This is a genomic window from Paraburkholderia sp. EG286B (assembly GCF_040965655.1).
Classification (GTDB): Bacteria; Pseudomonadota; Gammaproteobacteria; order Burkholderiales; family Burkholderiaceae; genus Paraburkholderia.
In genome coordinates this window covers 456,113-473,320 of the sequence record NZ_JBFRCF010000004.1, presented here as the reverse complement: position 1 = coordinate 473,320, position 17,208 = coordinate 456,113, and the positions used below count along the sequence as shown (strand labels likewise).

General features: G+C 67.6%; 12 protein-coding genes. 6 read left to right on the top strand and 6 right to left on the bottom strand.

The features are described from left to right. Positions 1-5 precede the first annotated feature (5 nt). Complete coding sequence (fdhF, locus tag AB4Y42_RS11050) at positions 6-2,942, top strand: formate dehydrogenase subunit alpha (protein ID WP_368694159.1); 2,937 nt, start codon at positions 6-8, stop codon at positions 2,940-2,942. Positions 2,943-2,946: 4 nt separating this feature from the next. After that, positions 2,947-3,186, top strand: a complete 240-nt coding sequence (locus tag AB4Y42_RS11045; protein ID WP_254316108.1) for a formate dehydrogenase subunit delta — start codon at positions 2,947-2,949, stop codon at positions 3,184-3,186. A gap of 46 nt (positions 3,187-3,232) precedes the next feature. Here the strand turns inward: AB4Y42_RS11045 and AB4Y42_RS11040 are convergent, their stop codons facing one another. From AB4Y42_RS11040 to AB4Y42_RS11030, 3 genes are all read right to left on the bottom strand, one after another. After that, complete coding sequence (locus tag AB4Y42_RS11040; RefSeq protein WP_368686684.1) at positions 3,233-4,921, bottom strand: FAD-dependent monooxygenase; 1,689 nt, start codon at positions 4,919-4,921, stop codon at positions 3,233-3,235. Between the two features lie 409 nt (positions 4,922-5,330). After that, positions 5,331-6,401 carry a cation diffusion facilitator family transporter gene (locus AB4Y42_RS11035; RefSeq protein WP_368686685.1) on the bottom strand — a complete coding sequence of 357 codons (1,071 nt, stop codon included), beginning with the start codon at positions 6,399-6,401 and terminating at the stop codon, positions 5,331-5,333. Then, positions 6,398-6,718 (bottom strand): ArsR/SmtB family transcription factor, encoded by a 321-nt coding sequence (locus AB4Y42_RS11030; RefSeq protein ID WP_368686686.1) that lies wholly within the window; start codon positions 6,716-6,718, stop codon positions 6,398-6,400. The genes AB4Y42_RS11035 and AB4Y42_RS11030 overlap by 4 nt, the downstream gene beginning before the upstream one ends. 153 nt (positions 6,719-6,871) lie before the next feature. Between AB4Y42_RS11030 and AB4Y42_RS11025 the strand changes: the two genes are divergently transcribed. Further along, complete coding sequence (locus AB4Y42_RS11025; protein ID WP_368686687.1) at positions 6,872-8,809, top strand: tetratricopeptide repeat protein; 1,938 nt, start codon at positions 6,872-6,874, stop codon at positions 8,807-8,809. An 82-nt stretch (positions 8,810-8,891) separates the two neighbouring features. On the opposite strand, the gene AB4Y42_RS11020 is transcribed toward AB4Y42_RS11025, so the two are convergent. Beyond that, on the bottom strand, positions 8,892-10,187 hold the full coding sequence (locus AB4Y42_RS11020; protein ID WP_368686688.1) for an MFS transporter: 1,296 nt from the start codon (positions 10,185-10,187) through the stop codon (positions 8,892-8,894). A 343-nt stretch (positions 10,188-10,530) separates the two neighbouring features. Between AB4Y42_RS11020 and AB4Y42_RS11015 the strand changes: the two genes are divergently transcribed. Next, positions 10,531-11,061, top strand: coding sequence for a GNAT family N-acetyltransferase (locus AB4Y42_RS11015; RefSeq protein ID WP_342924999.1), 531 nt, complete (start codon positions 10,531-10,533; stop codon positions 11,059-11,061). A gap of 170 nt (positions 11,062-11,231) precedes the next feature. Next, positions 11,232-12,104: a hypothetical protein gene (locus AB4Y42_RS11010; RefSeq protein ID WP_368694158.1), complete on the top strand. Its 873-nt coding sequence runs from the start codon at positions 11,232-11,234 to the stop codon at positions 12,102-12,104. 173 nt (positions 12,105-12,277) lie between these two features. On the opposite strand, the gene AB4Y42_RS11005 is transcribed toward AB4Y42_RS11010, so the two are convergent. Together AB4Y42_RS11005 and AB4Y42_RS11000 are read right to left on the bottom strand one after the other, a co-directional pair. Then, on the bottom strand, positions 12,278-13,645 hold the full coding sequence (locus AB4Y42_RS11005; protein WP_368686690.1) for a gamma-glutamyl-gamma-aminobutyrate hydrolase family protein: 1,368 nt from the start codon (positions 13,643-13,645) through the stop codon (positions 12,278-12,280). Positions 13,646-13,775: 130 nt separating this feature from the next. After that, complete coding sequence (locus tag AB4Y42_RS11000; RefSeq protein WP_368694157.1) at positions 13,776-15,533, bottom strand: cation:proton antiporter; 1,758 nt, start codon at positions 15,531-15,533, stop codon at positions 13,776-13,778. A 213-nt stretch (positions 15,534-15,746) separates the two neighbouring features. Here AB4Y42_RS11000 and AB4Y42_RS10995 point away from each other — a divergent pair, with 213 nt between their 5' ends. Continuing rightward, a complete protein-coding gene (locus AB4Y42_RS10995) occupies positions 15,747-17,126 on the top strand; it encodes an amidase (RefSeq protein ID WP_368686692.1) in 1,380 nt (459 codons plus the stop codon). The last annotated feature ends 82 nt before the right edge of the window (positions 17,127-17,208 follow it).

The window sequence follows — 17,208 nt, the reverse complement described above, 5'->3', positions numbered from 1 at the left end:
CCACCATGTCCGACATGCTCATGAACCAGGCCGGCGGTTGCGGTTCCGGCAATTGCGCCTGCAAGTCCCAGGCAAAGAAGCAACGCTCGCCGTTCGACGATACCGATTTCGGCACGCCGCTGGTGCACGCCGACGTGGACGTCACGCTCGAAATCGACGGCCAGTCCGTCACCGTGCCAGCCGGCACGTCGGTGATGCGCGCCTCCATCGAGGCCGGCATCAACGTGCCCAAGCTCTGCGCCACCGATTCGCTCGAACCGTTCGGTTCGTGCCGCCTGTGTCTCGTGGAGATCGAAGGCCGCCGCGGCTATCCGGCCTCGTGCACGACGCCCGTCGAAGCGGGCATGAAGGTACGCACGCAAAGCAACCAGCTGCAGAAGCTGCGCCGCAACGTGATGGAGTTGTACATCTCCGATCACCCGCTCGACTGCCTCACCTGCCCCGCCAACGGCGACTGCGAGCTGCAGGACATGGCCGGCGTGACGGGCCTGCGCGAAGTGCGCTACGGTTTCGACGGTGCGAATCACCTGAAAGACAAGAAGGACGAATCGAATCCGTACTTCACGTACGACCCGTCGAAGTGCATCGTCTGCAATCGTTGCGTGCGCGCCTGTGAAGAGACGCAAGGCACGTTCGCGCTGACCATCGCCGGGCGCGGTTTCGAATCGCGCGTGGCCGCCGGCGCGAGCGAATCGTTCATGGACTCGGAATGCGTGTCGTGCGGCGCCTGCGTCGCCGCGTGCCCGACCGCGACGCTGCAGGAAAAGACCGTCGTGATGCTGGGCCAGGCCGAGCACTCGGTCGTGACGACCTGCGCCTATTGCGGCGTGGGCTGCTCGTTCAAGGCCGAGATGAAGGGCAACGAAGTCGTGCGCATGGTGCCGCACAAGAACGGCCAGGCGAACGAAGGCCACGCCTGCGTCAAGGGCCGCTTCGCGTGGGGCTACGCCACGCACAAGGACCGCATCAAGAAGCCGATGATCCGCGCGAAGATCACTGATCCGTGGCGCGAAGTGAGCTGGGACGAAGCGATCAACTACGCCGCGAGCGAGTTCCGCCGCATCCAGGCGAAGTATGGGCGCGATTCGATCGGCGGCATCACGTCGTCGCGCTGCACGAACGAGGAAACCTATCTCGTGCAGAAGCTCGTGCGCGCCGCGTTCGGCAACAACAACGTCGATACCTGCGCACGCGTGTGCCACTCGCCCACGGGCTACGGTCTCAAGACGACGCTCGGCGAATCGGCGGGCACGCAGACCTTCGCTTCCGTCGACCACTCCGACGTGATCATGGTCGTGGGCGCGAACCCCACCGACGGTCACCCCGTGTTCGGCTCGCGCCTGAAGCGCCGCGTGCGTCAGGGCGCGAAGCTGATCGTCGTCGACCCGCGCCGCATCGACATCGTCGATACCGCGCACGTGAAGGCCGAGCATCACCTGCAACTGCGCCCGGGCACCAACGTCGCGATGATCAACTCGATCGCGCACGTGATCGTCACCGAAGGGCTCGTCAACGAAGCGTTCGTGGCGGAGCGCTGCGAAACGCGCGCGTTCGAGCAATGGCGCGATTTCGTCTCGCTGCCGGAAAACTCGCCCGAAGCGATGGCCGAAGTGACCGGCGTGCCGGCCGAGCAGGTTCGCGCCGCCGCGCGCCTCTACGCGCAGCAAGGCAATTCGGCGATCTACTACGGCCTCGGCGTCACGGAACACGCACAGGGCTCGACGATGGTGATGGGCATCGCCAACCTCGCGATGGCCACGGGCAACATCGGCCGCGAAGGCGTGGGCGTGAATCCGCTGCGCGGCCAGAACAACGTGCAGGGTTCGTGCGACATGGGCTCGTTCCCGCACGAGCTGCCCGGCTATCGCCACGTGGGCGACTCGACCGTGCGCGGCCTGTTCGAAGACGCCTGGAACGTCGCGCTGCAAAGCGAGCCGGGCCTGCGCATTCCGAACATGTTCGAAGCAGCGCTCGACGGCACCTTCATGGGCCTCTACTGCCAGGGCGAGGACATCGTCCAGTCCGACCCGAACACGCAACACGTGGCGGCGGCGCTTTCGTCGATGGAATGCATCGTCGTGCAGGACATCTTCCTGAACGAAACGGCGAAGTACGCGCACGTGCTGCTGCCGGGCTCGTCGTTCCTCGAAAAGGATGGCACGTTCACCAACGCCGAGCGCCGCATCTCGCGCGTGCGCAAGGTCATGCCACCGATCGCCGGCTACTCGGACTGGGAAGCGACGATCCTGCTCTCGCGCGCGCTCGGCTACGAGATGGACTACACGCATCCGTCGCAGATCATGGACGAGATCGCGCGCCTCACGCCCACCTTCCACGGCGTCTCGTACAAGAAGATCGACGAGATGGGCAGCATTCAGTGGCCGTGCAACGAAGAAGCGCCCGACGGCACGCCGATCATGCACATCGACGAGTTCGTGCGCGGCAAGGGCAAGTTCGTCATCACGAAGTTCATCGCCTCGCCGGAGAAGGTCACGCGCCGCTTCCCGCTCCTGCTCACGACGGGCCGCATCCTCTCGCAGTACAACGTGGGCGCGCAAACCCGCCGCACCGAGAACTCGCGCTGGCACGAGGAGGACCGCCTCGAGATTCACCCGGTGGACGCCGAAGACCGCGGCATCCGCGACGGCGACTGGGTGGGCATCGAATCGCGCGCGGGGCATACGGTGCTGCGCGCGAAGGTCAGCACGCGCATGCAGCCGGGCGTGGTCTATACGACGTTCCACTTCCCCGAGTCGGGCGCGAACGTCATCACCACGGATGCCTCCGACTGGGCCACGAACTGCCCCGAGTACAAGGTGACGGCCGTGCAGGTCAGCCACGTGCAGCAGCCCTCCGAGTGGCAGCGCGAATACTCTCGCTTCAACACGACCCAGCTCGAGCTGCACAGCAAGCGCGAACCGCTTACAACCTCAGGGAAATAAAGCGATGAAAGCTGATCACTTGATCGAGATGGCGAACCAGATAGGCATGTTCTTCGACTCGCTGCCCGATCGCGAGGAGGCGCTCACGGGCATCGCGGAGCACATCCGCAAGTTCTGGGAGCCGCGCATGCGCCGCACGCTGCTCGCGGCGCTCGATGGCGAAGGCGAGCAAGCGGGCTTCACGGAGATCGTGCTCGCCTCGCTCACGAAGCATCGCGAGGCGCTGATGCCCGCGGCGGCTTGAGCTGGGCCAGCCGGCCCGTCACACGAGACGCACGGCGCCGCACGGTTCAGACCGGCGGCGCCTGTCCAAAGCCCGCCGCCGCGTACCACGTCTCGCAGTGGCGCAGCAGCGCATTGAGGTCCGACGCGGGACGCCCCCGCGCGCCGATATAGCCGTCGGGCCGCATCAGATAAAACGCGGGCCGCGTGCGCCCGTACGATTCGGTGAGCGTTGCCGCGCCCTCGCCCGCCAGCGGCGTCTCGCCGTCGGCCAGCTCGGCGATCCACCAGACCCGCAACGCCTGAGGAAACAGCCGCTCGACGGCTTCGGCAAAACGCTTGAGCGTTGCCCTCACCTCTGCGCCGTTTTTCGCCGCTGCCGCGTCGGCGTCGCCCTCGACCAGCAGGAACAACGAAAAGCACGCCGGGTCGTGCAGATCGAAGATGCGCCCCTTGCCCGGCGCCTTGCCGAGCGGTCCGTCCACCACGCGCACGAAGGCGTCCGGGGCGCGCTCGCCCGCGCGCGGGCCGCCGTCCAGCACGCGCTCGAGCGTGAGCGGGCTGCGGCGATACTGGATCGACAGCTCGCTCACCGCCTGGCGCGCCGCGTCGCGCAACGGCCCAAGCGCGACGAGCGCCGGCATCACGCGCTCGCGCAGCAGCTTGAGCGGGCCGTGATCGGCCTCCACCAGTTGCGTCATGAAGCTTGTCTGCTGCAGCACCAGCCGCTCGATCGGATAACGCTCCGCGTGATAGGTGTCGAGCAGGCGCTCGGGCGCGCCGCGCGCGTGCACGCGCGCGATCTTCCAGCCCAGATTGAAGGCTTCCTGAATGCCCGTGTTCAAGCCCTGCGCGCCTGCGGGGCTGTGCACGTGCGCGGCGTCGCCGGCAAAGAAGGTGCGCTCGACGCGCAACTGCCGCACCATCCGGCTGTTCACGCTGAAGTACGAAGCCCAGCTCATGTCCGAGACGGACACCGGATGGTGCACGCGCTGCAGAATGATGTCGCGGCATTCCGCCAGCGTCGGCACGGGGATCGTGCCTTCGGGCGCGGCGGGCAGCATGGCCTTGTGATCGGCGATCAGGCGGTAGCGGCCGTGGCCGAACGGAAAAAGCGCGGCGAGACCGTCGCCCGAGGCGAAGATGTGGAACTCGTCGTCGGACCACGGCGTGCTCGCGCTCAGGTCGGCGAGCAGGAACGACTGCGCCATCGTCTCGCCGTCGAACTTCATGTCGAGACGATGGCGCACGGTGCTGTGCGCGCCGTCGGCGGCGATCACGTAAGCGCAGCGCACCGACTCGACGCGCCCGTCGGGCCGGCGCACTTCCGCGCTCGCGCCGGCCGAGCCCTGGGTGTACTCCAGCAGCTCGCAGCCGCGCTCGATCTCCACGCCGAGCGTCGCGAGATGCCCGCCGAGGATGCGTTCGGTAACCGTCTGCTCAATGAAGAGCAGATAGGGATAGCGCGTGAAGAGCGGATCGAAGTCGAGCCGCGCGCGGCGCTGGCCGTTCGAATAGAGATTCGCGATATGGGCGCGGTGGCCGAGTTCGAGAAACGGCTCGACGATGCGATGCTGCTCGAACAGTTCGAGCGTGCGCGCCTGAATGCCGATCGCCCGCGAGTGGCGTCCGGGCTGCGGCGCGCGATCGATCAGCCGCACGGGGATATGCGCGCGCGCAAGACTCATCGCGGCGGCGAGCCCGGTGGGTCCCGCGCCCACGATGAGCACGGGCGCGAGAGAAGAAGCCACGGCCATGCAGACCTCCATGCGCTCGACACGATACAAGGGCCTGCCCACATGAACAACAGGCTTGCGAACGCGCCTTGCCGGCTGCAGTGCAAGGAGGGCGTCGCGCCGTTTGGCCGAGCCAAACAAGCGACGCGCGACGCTGCAATGCGGCCGGCAAGGCACGTTCCCCAAACCAACTAATTGCATTACAGGGGCTGGCCACCAGAAGGGCCGATCGCTGCGTCATGCTCCTCACGAATACGTTGAGTATTCGCTTCGTCGCAATCCTTGCGCTCGGCCCTTCTGGTGGCCAGCGCAAGCCTGTTATTCATGTGAGCAGGCCCTTAGTGTATCGCCCGCGCCCGCACCGGTCGCGCGGCAGCGCATCAAATGCGCTCTGAATCGGGCGGGAAGCCGCTGCGCGGATGGCCGCGCTTCAGTGCGCGTGCGGATGCCCGTGCGCTGGCGTGTGCCTGTGCACGCCGTCCGGCATGTCCAGTGCGCAGCGATGCTCGCTCGTACCGAGATCCACCTGCAACGTCACGTGCCGCATGCCGAAGCGCAGCTGGAGCGACTCGACCATATGATCGAGCGCGGCGTCGCCGGGGTGCCCCGCCGGCATCACGAGGTGCGCGCTCAGCGCGCAGCCCGTGGTCGAAAGCGCCCAGACGTGCAGGTCGTGCACATCGAGCACGCCCTCCTGCTGCGCGAGGAAGCTGCGCACGCGCACGATGTCGACGTTCTCGGGCACGGCGGCAAGCGCCAGCCGCACCGACTCGCGCAGCAGTCCCCAGGTGCCGTACACGATCACGAGCACGACCGCGATCGACATGAGCGGATCGATCCAGCTCCAGCCGGTCGCGAGGATCAGCAGACCGCTCACGGCCACGGCGGCGGAAACGCCGGCGTCGGCGGCCATGTGCAGGAAGGCGCCGCGAATGTTCAGGTCGTCCTTTTGCCCGCGCATGAACAGCCACGCCGAAAAGCCGTTGACCACCATGCCGATGGTCGCCACGACGAACACGTCGAAGCCCGCGACCGGCGCCGGATGGAACAGCCGGCCAAGCGCCTGCGCGAGGATCGCACCGCACGCGAGCAGGAGCAGCGCGGCGTTGGCGAGCGAGGCGAGGATCGACGAGCTGCCGAACCCGAATGTGAAGCGCGCCGACGGACGGCGCGTGGCGAGCCACGCGGCGCCCCAGGCGAGCAGCAGGCCGAGCACGTCGGAGAGATTGTGGCCGGCATCGGCGAGCAGCGCGGTGGAATGCGCGAGCACGCCGTACACCGTCTGCACGACGACGATGAAGACGTTCAGCGCGACGGCGATGGCGAACGCGCGGCCGTGCCCCGCGACGGGCGCGTGATGATGGTGATGGTGGCCGTGGGCGTGAGCGTGTTCGTGCGGCGCGTGGGCGTCGTGCGCGTGGCCGTGGGCGTGGCCGTGCTCGCCCTCGTGCTTCCCGGCGTCTTCGGCGTCATGGGCGTGTTCGTGATCCGCTGCGCTCATGCGCCCTCCTGCCATTGCGCCGAGGGCTCGGCCACATGTTCCAGCATGCCGGCGATCATCGCGCTGATATGCGCGTCCGCGGCCGTGTAGAACACCTGCTTGCCCTCGCGTTCGGCGCGCACGACGCGCGCGGCGCGCAACAGCCGCAGATGGTGACTCACGAGCGACGGCGACAAACCGAGCGTGTCGGCGATCGCTCCCACGGCGATCCGGTCCTGCACACAGGCGAGCACGATACGCAGACGCGTGGCGTCGCCGAGCAGACGGAAGAGGTCGGCGAGCGGAACGACGCGCTCGTCATCGGAAACTGGGGTCATGACGATACACTACACATATGAACAAGTGTTCAAATGTTAGTTCAGCAACGGATGCCGGTCAACTTTCGATCAACATTCGGCCAACTTCGGGAACGGGTCCGCGAGTGTGGGAAAATGCCGCCTTTGTGTCTCGAACGCTTTGCTTCTTCAGTCATGGAACAGCTTTTTGTCCGCGCGTACGCCGCACATCGCGACGGCCGGCTGGACGACGCCGAGCGCGACTACCGCGCGACGCTCGCCGCCGATCCCGTGCACGTCGATGCGCTGCATCTGCTCGGTGTGCTGCGGCATCAGCGAGGCCAGCACGCCGAAGCCGCGGACCTCGTGCGCCGCGCGGTCGCCTTGCGCCCTGACGACGCCGCGCTCCAGCTGAACCTCGGCAACGCGCTCAAGGCGCTCGGCGAACTGGAAGGCGCGATCGAGCGCTTTCGCAACGCGCTCACGCTCGCGCCCGCCTTTGCCCTCGCGCATTACAACCTCGGCAACGCCTATGCGGCGATCGGCCGGCACGAGGACGCGATGTACGCGTTCGGCCAGGCCGTGCGCCTGCAGCCCGGCGACGCCTCGTCGCACAACAATCTAGGCAACGCGCTGCACGCGCTCGGCCGCCATGCCGAAGCCGCCGACTCGTTTCGCCGCGCACTCAAGATCCGCCCGGGCCACGCAGGGGCGCACAACAACCTCGGCATGTCGCTCAATGCGCTGGGCGACAGCGCGAGCGCGGTCGAACATTTCCAGAAGGCGCTGCGCGTGCAGCCGCGCTTCGTCGCCGCGCATTTCAATCTTGCGAATACGCTCGATGCGACCGGCCATCACGGCGAGGCCGTGGCCGCCTTCGAAACGGCGCTTGCGCTGCAGCCGCATTTCGGGCCTGCCCTCTTCGGGCTCGGCAATGCGCTCGCCGCGCTCGGCCGCCACGACGCTGCCATCGGACCCTACGAGCGCGCGATCGGCTTCGATCCGAAATTCGCCCTCGCCTGGCTCGCGCTCGGCGTGGCGCATCACGCGCTCGGCCGCCATGCGGCCGCGCTGCGGGCCTACGACGAAGCGCTGCGCGTGCGGCCCGATCTGGCCGCCGCGCATTTGAATCGCGCGCTCACGTGGCTCACGCTCGGCGATTTTCGGCGCGGACTGCCCGAGTACGAATGGCGGCTCGATCCGGCCGCGCGCGACGAGGCGCACGCCAACGCACCGCGCGGCGCTGGCTACGCCCTGCCCCCGCAGGTGAGCGCACCGATTGCGCCCCGCACGCCGCAAAGCACGCTGCCACGCTGGCACGGCGAGCCCCTGAACGGCCGCACGCTGCTGATCGAGGCCGAGCAGGGTTTCGGCGACACGCTTCAGTTCGTGCGCTTCGTGCCGCAAGTCGTCGCAACCGCACAGAAAACCGGCGCGCGCGTCGTGCTCGAAGTGCAGCGCGCGCTCTTCCCGCTCATCGCGCCCGCGGCCGAGGCCTGGCGCGTGACGCTCGTCGAGCAGGGCGCGCCCCGGCCCGCCGCCGACCTGCACTGCCCGCTCCTCTCGCTGCCGCTCGCACTCGGCACGAGCCTCGACACACTGCCCGCGCGCACGCCCTACCTCAACGCCAGCGCGGCCTACGGGCGCAAGTGGCGCGGCTCGCTGGGCGGCCAGGCGCGGCGCAAGATCGGCCTCGCGTGGTCCGGACGCATCCAGAAGCACGAGAATCGCGCGATTGCGCTCGCCACGCTCGAACCGCTCTTCGCGCTCGACGGCATCGACTGGATCGTCCTGCAACCGGAACTCAGCGCCGCGGAACACGCGGCGCTCGACGCGCATCCGCGAGCCCGCTCGATCCACCGGCTCGGCGGCAAGCTGCAGGACTTCGCGGATACCGCGGCCGTGATCGAGCGTCTGGACGGCGTCGTGTCGATCGATACCTCGATCGCCCATCTCGCGGGCGCGCTGGGCGCGCAACTCTGGGTCATGCTGCCGTTCGCCGCGGACTGGCGCTGGTTTGCGGGCACTGACGAAAGCCCCTGGTACCCACGCGCGCGGCTCGTGCGTCAGCCGCGCCCGCGTGCATGGGCGGAAGTTGTGGATACGGTCGCGCGCGAACTGCGCGACGCGTAAGCGGCACAATGAAAAACGGAGCGCCTGAGCGCCCCGTTCTTTTCGCTTTTGCCGCGAAATCGCGGATCACCCGATCCGCAAATCAAGCCGCCTTGTACTGATTGCGCGCTTCCGGCGTGCGATAGAGCACGAGCGTCGCGACGAGGCCGCACACGCCCGCGACGCCCATCCACGCCCCCGGCGCGGCCTTGTTGCCGCTCACGTGGATGAGGTAGGTCGAGATCGCCGGCGTGAAACCGCCGATCGTCGTCGCGAGGCTGTAGGCGAGCGAGAAGCCGGCGGTGCGCACGTCGGCGGGCATGACTTCGGTGAGCGCCACGACCATCGCGCCGTTGTAGCAGGCGTAGAGGAACGACAGCCACAGTTCGACAGTGAGCAGGCGGCCGAACGACGGTTCCGCCACGAGCCACTGCACGGTGGGATAGGCGGTGAGGATCGTGAGTACGGTGAAGGTGATCAGCATCGGGCGGCGGCCCACACGGTCCGAAACCGCGCCGGAAACCGGCAGCCAGAAGAGGTTCGACAAGCCGATGCAGACCGTCACGATCAGCGTGTCGAGTTCGTTCAACCTGAGCACTTCCTTGCCGAAGGTCGGCGTGTAGGCGGTGATGAGGTAGAACGACACGGTGGTCATGATGACCATGCCCATGCCGGCGATCACGACGCCCCAGTTCTGCAGCATCGACGCCATGATTTCGCCCATCGACGGACGATGCTTCCTCTTCGCGAACTCCTCCGTTTCCTGGAGCGAGCGGCGAATGATGAACAGGAACGGCACGATCAGGCAGCCGATGAGAAACGGCACGCGCCAGCCCCAGTTCGTCATGTGCTCGACGGGCAGCAGGCGATGCAGCAGCACGCCCAGCAGCGCGGCAAACACCACGGCGACCTGCTGGCTGCCCGACTGCCACGAGACGTAGAAGCCCTTGTTGCCCTTGGTCGCGATCTCGGAGAGATAGACCGAGACGCCGCCCAATTCCACGCCCGCCGAGAAACCCTGCAGCAGGCGCCCCAGCAGCACGAGCGCGGGCGCGAGTATGCCGATGGTCGCGTAGCCCGGCACGACGGCGACCGCGAGCGTGCCGAACGCCATCAGGCCGAGCGTGAGCATGAGGCCCTTGCGGCGGCCGTGATGGTCGATGTACGCGCCGAGGATGATGGCGCCGAGCGGACGCACGAGGAAGCCTGCGCCGAACACGGACAGCGTGAGCATCAGCGAAGCGAACGCATTGTCACTCGGGAAGTAGGTCCGGGCGATCGCCGAAGCGTAGTAGCCGTAGACCATGAAATCGTACATTTCCAGGAAGTTGCCGCTGACGACGCGGAAAACTGTCCGAAACTTTGATTCGCCTGGGGATGCGTGGGACGCGGTAGACATGACACTCTCTGAAGAGACTGTCCGGGAAGCCTGAGCGGCTCGCGGGACAGTGAAAAACAATCACTCGCGGTCAGCGAGGGTCGCGCGGGCGCGCGCGCGGGCATTTTATTGTGCGGTACGCGCCGGGACTCAGATATTCGGGCATTTCCTTAAAAGAGGCTAGCAAAAAACATCAACGGAAGTCATTTCTTTCATTTTTATTGCGATTACACTTCGTCACGCTTTCATGAGTGGCAAGCCCGCCGCGAATATCCTCGAATCGGGCAAAATACTTTGCAGCAGGGCTCGGCGCGCGGCCCCCGACGCGCGCCCTGATCCGGACGTCCGCACGTCCTCCATCCGCATGACCGAAATCCCAGCCCTCACACTGCGCCCGGCCACCGTCGCCGATGCTCCCTTGCTCGCCGCCATGCACGCCGCAAGCTGGCAGGCCACGTATCGCGCGCTGCTGCCCGCCGCGTTTCTCGAACGCGAAGTCGACGCCGAGCGAGCGGCTTACTGGCGCGCGCGCATGGAGGCGCCAGGCGGCGAACGGCGTCTCGTGCTGATCGCGGAGCTTGCATCGGGTGCGGCCGTGGGCTTCGTGTGCGTCGAACGCCAGCCAGGCTCCCCCTGGGGCGTGCTGCTCGACAATCTTCATGCGCTGCCGGCGCATCAGGGCACCGGCGTCGGCAAGCGGCTCATGCGCGCGGCGCAGGACTGGGCGCGCGCCCAGGGCGAAACGCAGCTGTATCTGTACGTGCTCGACGGCAACACGCCCGCGATTGCGTTCTACGAGCGCCAGGGCTGGACCTACTCAGGCTCGGAACCCGACCGCATGGGCGGCATCGACATCACGGCACTGCGTTACGTGTACCGGCTGGGCGGCCAGTGAAATCCGCGAGACACAGCGCAAGGAATCCGGGCTTTTAAGCCATTTCCGATGGAACGGCGAAATGGCGACGGTCATGATCGGCGGCATCCCTTTAATTGCATGCGCCGCAGGCGACCCATCGATGACATTGCCGCGCGGCGCCGTCGCCAGACCGGGGTTGCGAGAGATCGATGTCAACATTTCAGTTCGTTCAGGTCGAAGGCGCGCTCGCGTTGCCGCATATTCGCCCGCTGGCCCATTTGCCCGCGTCGTTTGGCCGGGAATGGGCGCTTACGCCTCCCCATTTCAGCCTGCGCGCCGAACTGCGCGCGCTCTATGCCGCCATCATGCGCACGGTGTGTCTGAGCGCCGAAGCGTTTCGTGCCGCGGTCGGCTGGGGCGACGATCAACGTCCGGCTTCGCAGCCTCCCAGGCCCGTTGCAGCGCCTGCTGCCGCACCCGCCGGGCGAGCCGCAGACGCGGGGAGCGCGCCTGAGCGTACATCGCCGTTCGAGCAGCGCAGGCTCACCGGCGGCGCGGTCGCGATTGGCAGCGCCGCACTGCTGGCATGGATCGTCGCGAGTCATGCGCCGCGTGAGTCGGCACGCGCAAGCAGCAACGCGACCCTACGCGCAAATGCGAGCACGGTTCAAGACACCTCGCAGCGCCTGGCCGATGCGCGCTTACAGCAAGCAGCGCCCGCGAGACTGGCAGAGCGCGAGACGCTCAGCAATGTGCGTGCGGTCGAGCGCAGTGCCAGTCAGCGCGTTGCAGAAACCGGCACGAACCAACGTCGCGACGTCCGCACGTTTGCGCCATATCGCGAAGCGCGTCCGGTAACGTCACATCGCGCGCATGGCGCCTCCCCGCAAGCGCAAGGCTATGCGCCACGGCCAACCGGCGCGAATCCCGCCGACGACTATGCGTCCGTCCTTGCCTATGCGAGAACGTACGTCCCTGCACGCGCATCGAATTCGCCGGCCGTGCCGGTCGACATTACGGAGTGGGTCGATCACGTTTCGCAACGTCGCATCACCGAGGTGCCCGACCGATTCGCACAGTGACTCGCAGAGCCACCCGCCGTTGCACCATAAAAAAGCCCGGCAGATGCCGGATAAAGCCGGCGCAAGGCACGCAGGACGGCGGGGAAGGAGATCGAATTGAGAAAGCCGCGCGCAGGTCGCGCGCGGCCGGGATGGCGTTGCTGTGATTCGCCGTGATCGCCGGTGGTTGGCAATCAGAAGCGGGTTTCGCGCGCGGCTCGCAAGAAGGTGTCGAGCAGCGGCGTGCAGTCGAGCAGTTCGGGACCGCCCGCGCGATGGAACTCGGGGTGCCACTGCACGCCCACGACGAACGGCGAGCGCCGGTAACGCACCGCCTCGATGAGCCCGTCGCCGGCCGACACGGCCTCGACGGTCAGGTCGCGTCCGAGATTCCTCACGGCCTGATGGTGAATCGAGTTGACGATCGCCTCGCGCCGCCCGGGGAACAGGGTCGCGAACGTCGAGCCCTCCGGGAACGTGACCGCGTGGCGATGCTGGTCGTAATGCTCGCTCACGTGCACCCCGGCCGTCGGCACGTCGCTCGCGATGTCCTGATAGAGCGTGCCGCCGAACGCCACGTTGATGAGCTGGCAGCCGCGGCACACGCCCAGCACCGGCTTGCCCGATTCGACGAACTCATGCAGCAGTTCGAGTTCGTACATGTCGCGCACGCGGTCGCCCGGCCATTCGGGGCGCGGCGAGATTTCCGCATACGTCTGCGGCGAGACATCGGCGCCGCCCTGGAGCAGCAGGCCGTCGAGATGCTTCGCGTAATCGCGCAGGCGGATATTGCTCGGATGCAGCATCCCCTGGTGCCCGACCGTCGGGATCATGAACACGATGACGTCCCGGGACATCACCCAGTGCGCGATCGATTCCTCCAGGTATTGCAGCGTCTTGCCGCGCAGCCCGTGTGCGCCCGGCTCCGGGTGGAAGATCCGCGCCGAGACGCCGATGCGCAGCGTGCGCTGCGTGATGCGCTGACCGGCGCGGTCGAACAGCTGCCGCGCACGCGCCGCGACGATGCGGCCGAACACGGCCCAGGCCGAATCGCTCGGGCGCAGATAGCGCGGCGGTTCCGGCGGAATGGCGCCGGGCGGCGGCGGGTGATGCGCCGTGAAGTCGGGCGCCTGGCCGAAGCCGGCCGGCGCCGCACCGGGACGTTGCGGCGCAGCAGACGCGGCCGCCTCGCCAGTGCTGGCCGGTTCGGTATGCGGGGCCGGCGCGGGCGCGGCCGTGCCGGCCTCGGCGGTTTCGCTGATCGGAATACTCGGCGTGGTCCCCGTCGGCGGCTGCTTCGGCAATTCACCGGGCGTGGAAGCCGCTGCCGCCCCTCCGGCGCTGGGCGTGACGGTCGAAGCGCTTTCGGGCGCATCGGTCGAGGCACGTTGCGCGGCTTCCCCAGAGGGCGAAGCGGAGGGCGAGGCAGAGGGAGAACCAGCAGAAGCGCCGGGAGAACCGGGAGGAGAGGACGAGGCCGCGGGGGCGCCGGCAGGACCGGCATCGGCAGGACGGCTTGCGCCGTCAGGGACCTCGGGTTGGTCTGATTTGTTATCGCTCATGACGTGGGGTCAGGCGCGCGGCGCGCGAACGAATGAACAGGCTTTGATTATCCGTCGCACGGCACGCCGCCGCCACCCCCGCACACAATTGCTCACATCCCGTCACAGCGGTGCCTCGAACACGTTCAGGTCAGGCATCCGGCCGCTCGTCGAAGGTCTCGCGCAACGCAATCTGCATCGACGCGTGGATCTTCACGCACCAGCGCCACAGCAGCATGGTGAGCGCCGCCGCGCACACCAGTACGCCGACGAGGAAGCCCGTGGGCGGCAGGATGGTCCCCGAGAGCGCCGCCACGAGCAGGAACACGCCGAACATCGAGACCACCGGCACCAGTTCCGCAATCACATGGCGGATCGCGCGCGTAAAGCGCCCGGCCTTCTCCGGCTGCACGCTCACTTCGGCGAGCAACAGCGCGAGCGACTGCGTCTTGCGCCACACCGCCACGAGAAACGGCATCGCGAGCACGAGCGCGGCGCTCCACAGGACGACGCGCTGAATGCGCTCGTCGCCGATCCAGTGCGCAAGCAACGGCGAGGCGTAGCGCGCGCCATACGAAACGCCGATGAAGATCGCCGAGACGAGTGCGAGATTCACGGCAATCTGCACGACGATGCGCTTCGTGAGCGAAAAGATCGTGGGCCCGTCCGAGCGCGGCACGAGGCAGCGCAGCCATTGGCCGTACATGCCGAACACGTTCGAGACGGCGGGCGGCATGGCGCGCGCGAGGCGCTGCGAGAGTGGATCGGCGATGCGGATGAGATAAGGCGTGGTGAGCGTCGTGATGGCCGAGACGGTCACCGCGATCGGATAGAGAAACCCGCTCGTCACCTTCAGCGTGAGACCGAGCGAGGCGATGATGAACGAAAACTCGCCGATCTGCGAGACGGTCATGCCCACGCGCATGGCGGTGCGCCCGTCGCGGCCCGCGAGAAAGGTGCCGAGGCCGCACGACACGAGCTTGCCGAGCACCACGGCAAGCGAGATCACGGCGATCGGCCAGGCGTAATCGACCAGCACGAGCGGGTTGAGCATGAGCCCGATCGTCACGAAGAAGATGGCGGAAAACGCGTCGCGCAGCGGCGCGACGAGATGCTCGATGCGATGCAGATGGCGCGACTCGGCCATCACCGCGCCGATCAGGAACGCGCCGAGCGCGATCGAATAGTCGAGCTTAACGACCAGCAGGCAAAAGCCGAAGCAAAAGCCCAGCACCGAGACGAGCAGCATCTCGTCGTTGCCCACGCGCGCGATATAGCCGAGCACGCGCGGCACGATCAGGATGCCCGCGAGTAGCGAGACCAGCATGAAGAGCAGCAGCTTGCCGAGCGTGATGAGCGCGATGCCCGGCGAGAGCTCGCCCGTCTGCGCAATGCCGCCCAGCAGCACGAGCATGGCAATGCCGAGAATGTCCTCGACGATCAGGATGCCGAACACGAGCTGCGCGAACGGCTCGCGCTTCACGCCGAGATCGGAGAGCGCCTTGACGATGATGGTGGTCGAAGAGATGGCGAGAATCGCGCCGAGGAACAGCGCATCCATCGTGGCCCAGCCGAACGCGCGGCCGATCTCGTAGCCGAGCCACAGCATCAGCACGATTTCCGAGAGCGCCGCGACGATGGCGGTTGCGCCCACCTGGAAAAGCTTGCGCAGGCTGAATTCGAGGCCGAGCGAGAACATCAGGAACACCACGCCGAGTTCGCCGAGCGTCTGAATGGTCTGCTCGTCGTGAATGAGCTGGAACGGCGGCGTGTACGGCCCGATGATCACGCCCGCCGCGATATAGCCGAGCACGACCGGCTGCTTCAGGCGATGAAACAGCACGGTGACGACGCCTGCGAGCGCCATCACGACTGCCAGATCCTGAATGAAGCCGATTCCGTGGTGCATGAAGATCTTTCCTTACAAATAGCTATCGATTCTGGGCATGTTACCCGATGCGCGGCGTGAGCCAAATCGCACGCAAGGAAAAAAGCCGACCTACAATGATGCGACCCTTGCAGGCGCCGCCCACCCTCGGCGCCCTTCGCCGGCGGCCCGCCCGCCTGCTCCGCTGAACTTCGCGCAGCGCGCCGCCGCGCATTGACCGAGTCTTCCGCCGCCATGACCACCGCTTTTACCCCGTTCCCTCCCCTCGCCCAGCTCGCGGCCGATCTCGCCGCGGGCCGCACGACGAGCCGTGCGCTCGCCGAAGCCGCGCTCGAACGCATCGCCGACCCGGCCGGCCAGGGCGCGACCGTCTTCACGCACGTCGATGCCGCGCGCGTGCGCGCCGCCGCCGACGCGCACGACCGCCTGCGCGCGGCCGGCACGGTGCTTTCGCCGCTCGCGGGCATTCCCGTCTCGGTGAAGGATCTGTTCGACGTGGCGGGCGAAGTCACGCGCGCGGGTTCCACGGCGCTCGCGAACGCCGCGCCCGCCAAAGAGGACGCCACCGCCGTCGCGCGGCTGCGCCATGCGGGCGCGGTGCTGGTCGGCCGGACCAACATGAGCGAGTTCGCGTTCTCGGGGCTCGGCCTGAATCCGCACTACGGCACGCCGCTCTCGCCCTGGCGCCGCGGCGTGGCAGGCGACGCGCGCGTGGCGGGCGGCTCGTCCTCGGGCGCGGCGGCCTCGGTCGCGGACGGCATGGCCGCCGTCGCGCTCGGCACCGACACCGGCGGCTCCATCCGCATCCCCGCCGCGTTCTGCGGCCTCACGGGCTTCAAGCCCACCGCCGGGCGGATTCCGAAAACGGGCGGCGTACCGCTCTCCCCCACGCTCGACTCGTTCGGCCCGATCGGCAACACGGTGGCGTGCTGCGCGCTCACGGACCGCGTGCTCGCCGGGCTCGCGCCGCACGTGCCGGCCGCTCGCCACCTCGAAGGCGTGCGCCTCGGCGTGCTGACCAACTACGTGACCGACGACGTGGACCCCGAAGTCGCGGAAACGATCGATACGGCGCTCAAGCATCTGGATGCGGCCGGCGCGATCGTGAGCGAAGTCCGCTTTGGCGCCTTCGAGCGCTTCGCGGGAATCAACCGCATCGGCTTCTCGCCGATGGAGGCGTATGCGTGGCATCGCGAGCTGATTGCGAAGCATCGGGACCAGTACGACCCGCGCGTGCTGGTGCGTATCCTGAAGGGCGAGCACGCCACGGCCGCCGACTATCTGGATCTGATCGCCGCGCGCGCAGCGGTCATGGCCGAGGCCCAGGCGACCCTCTGGTCGCGCTTCGACGCTGTGATCGCGCCGACCGTCCCCATCGCGCCGCCTCCCGTCGCCCCGCTTGCCGCCGACGACGATGTCTTCGCGCGCACCAACGCGCTCGTGCTGCGCAACCCGAGCGCGTTCAACTTCCTCGACGCCTGCGCGCTCTCGCTGCCATGCCACCACTACGGCGCGGCGCCCGTCGGGATGATGCTCGCGGGCGCACCTGACAACGATGACGCGCTGCTCGCCATCGGCCGCGGCGTCGAAGCGGTGCTCGCGCCGCTGCGCTGATTTGAGCGGAAGTCACTCGAGCACGCCCTGCGCGCGGGCGAGGACACGTCCGCGCCGCGCGCACCCTTCGCGCTAGAATCCC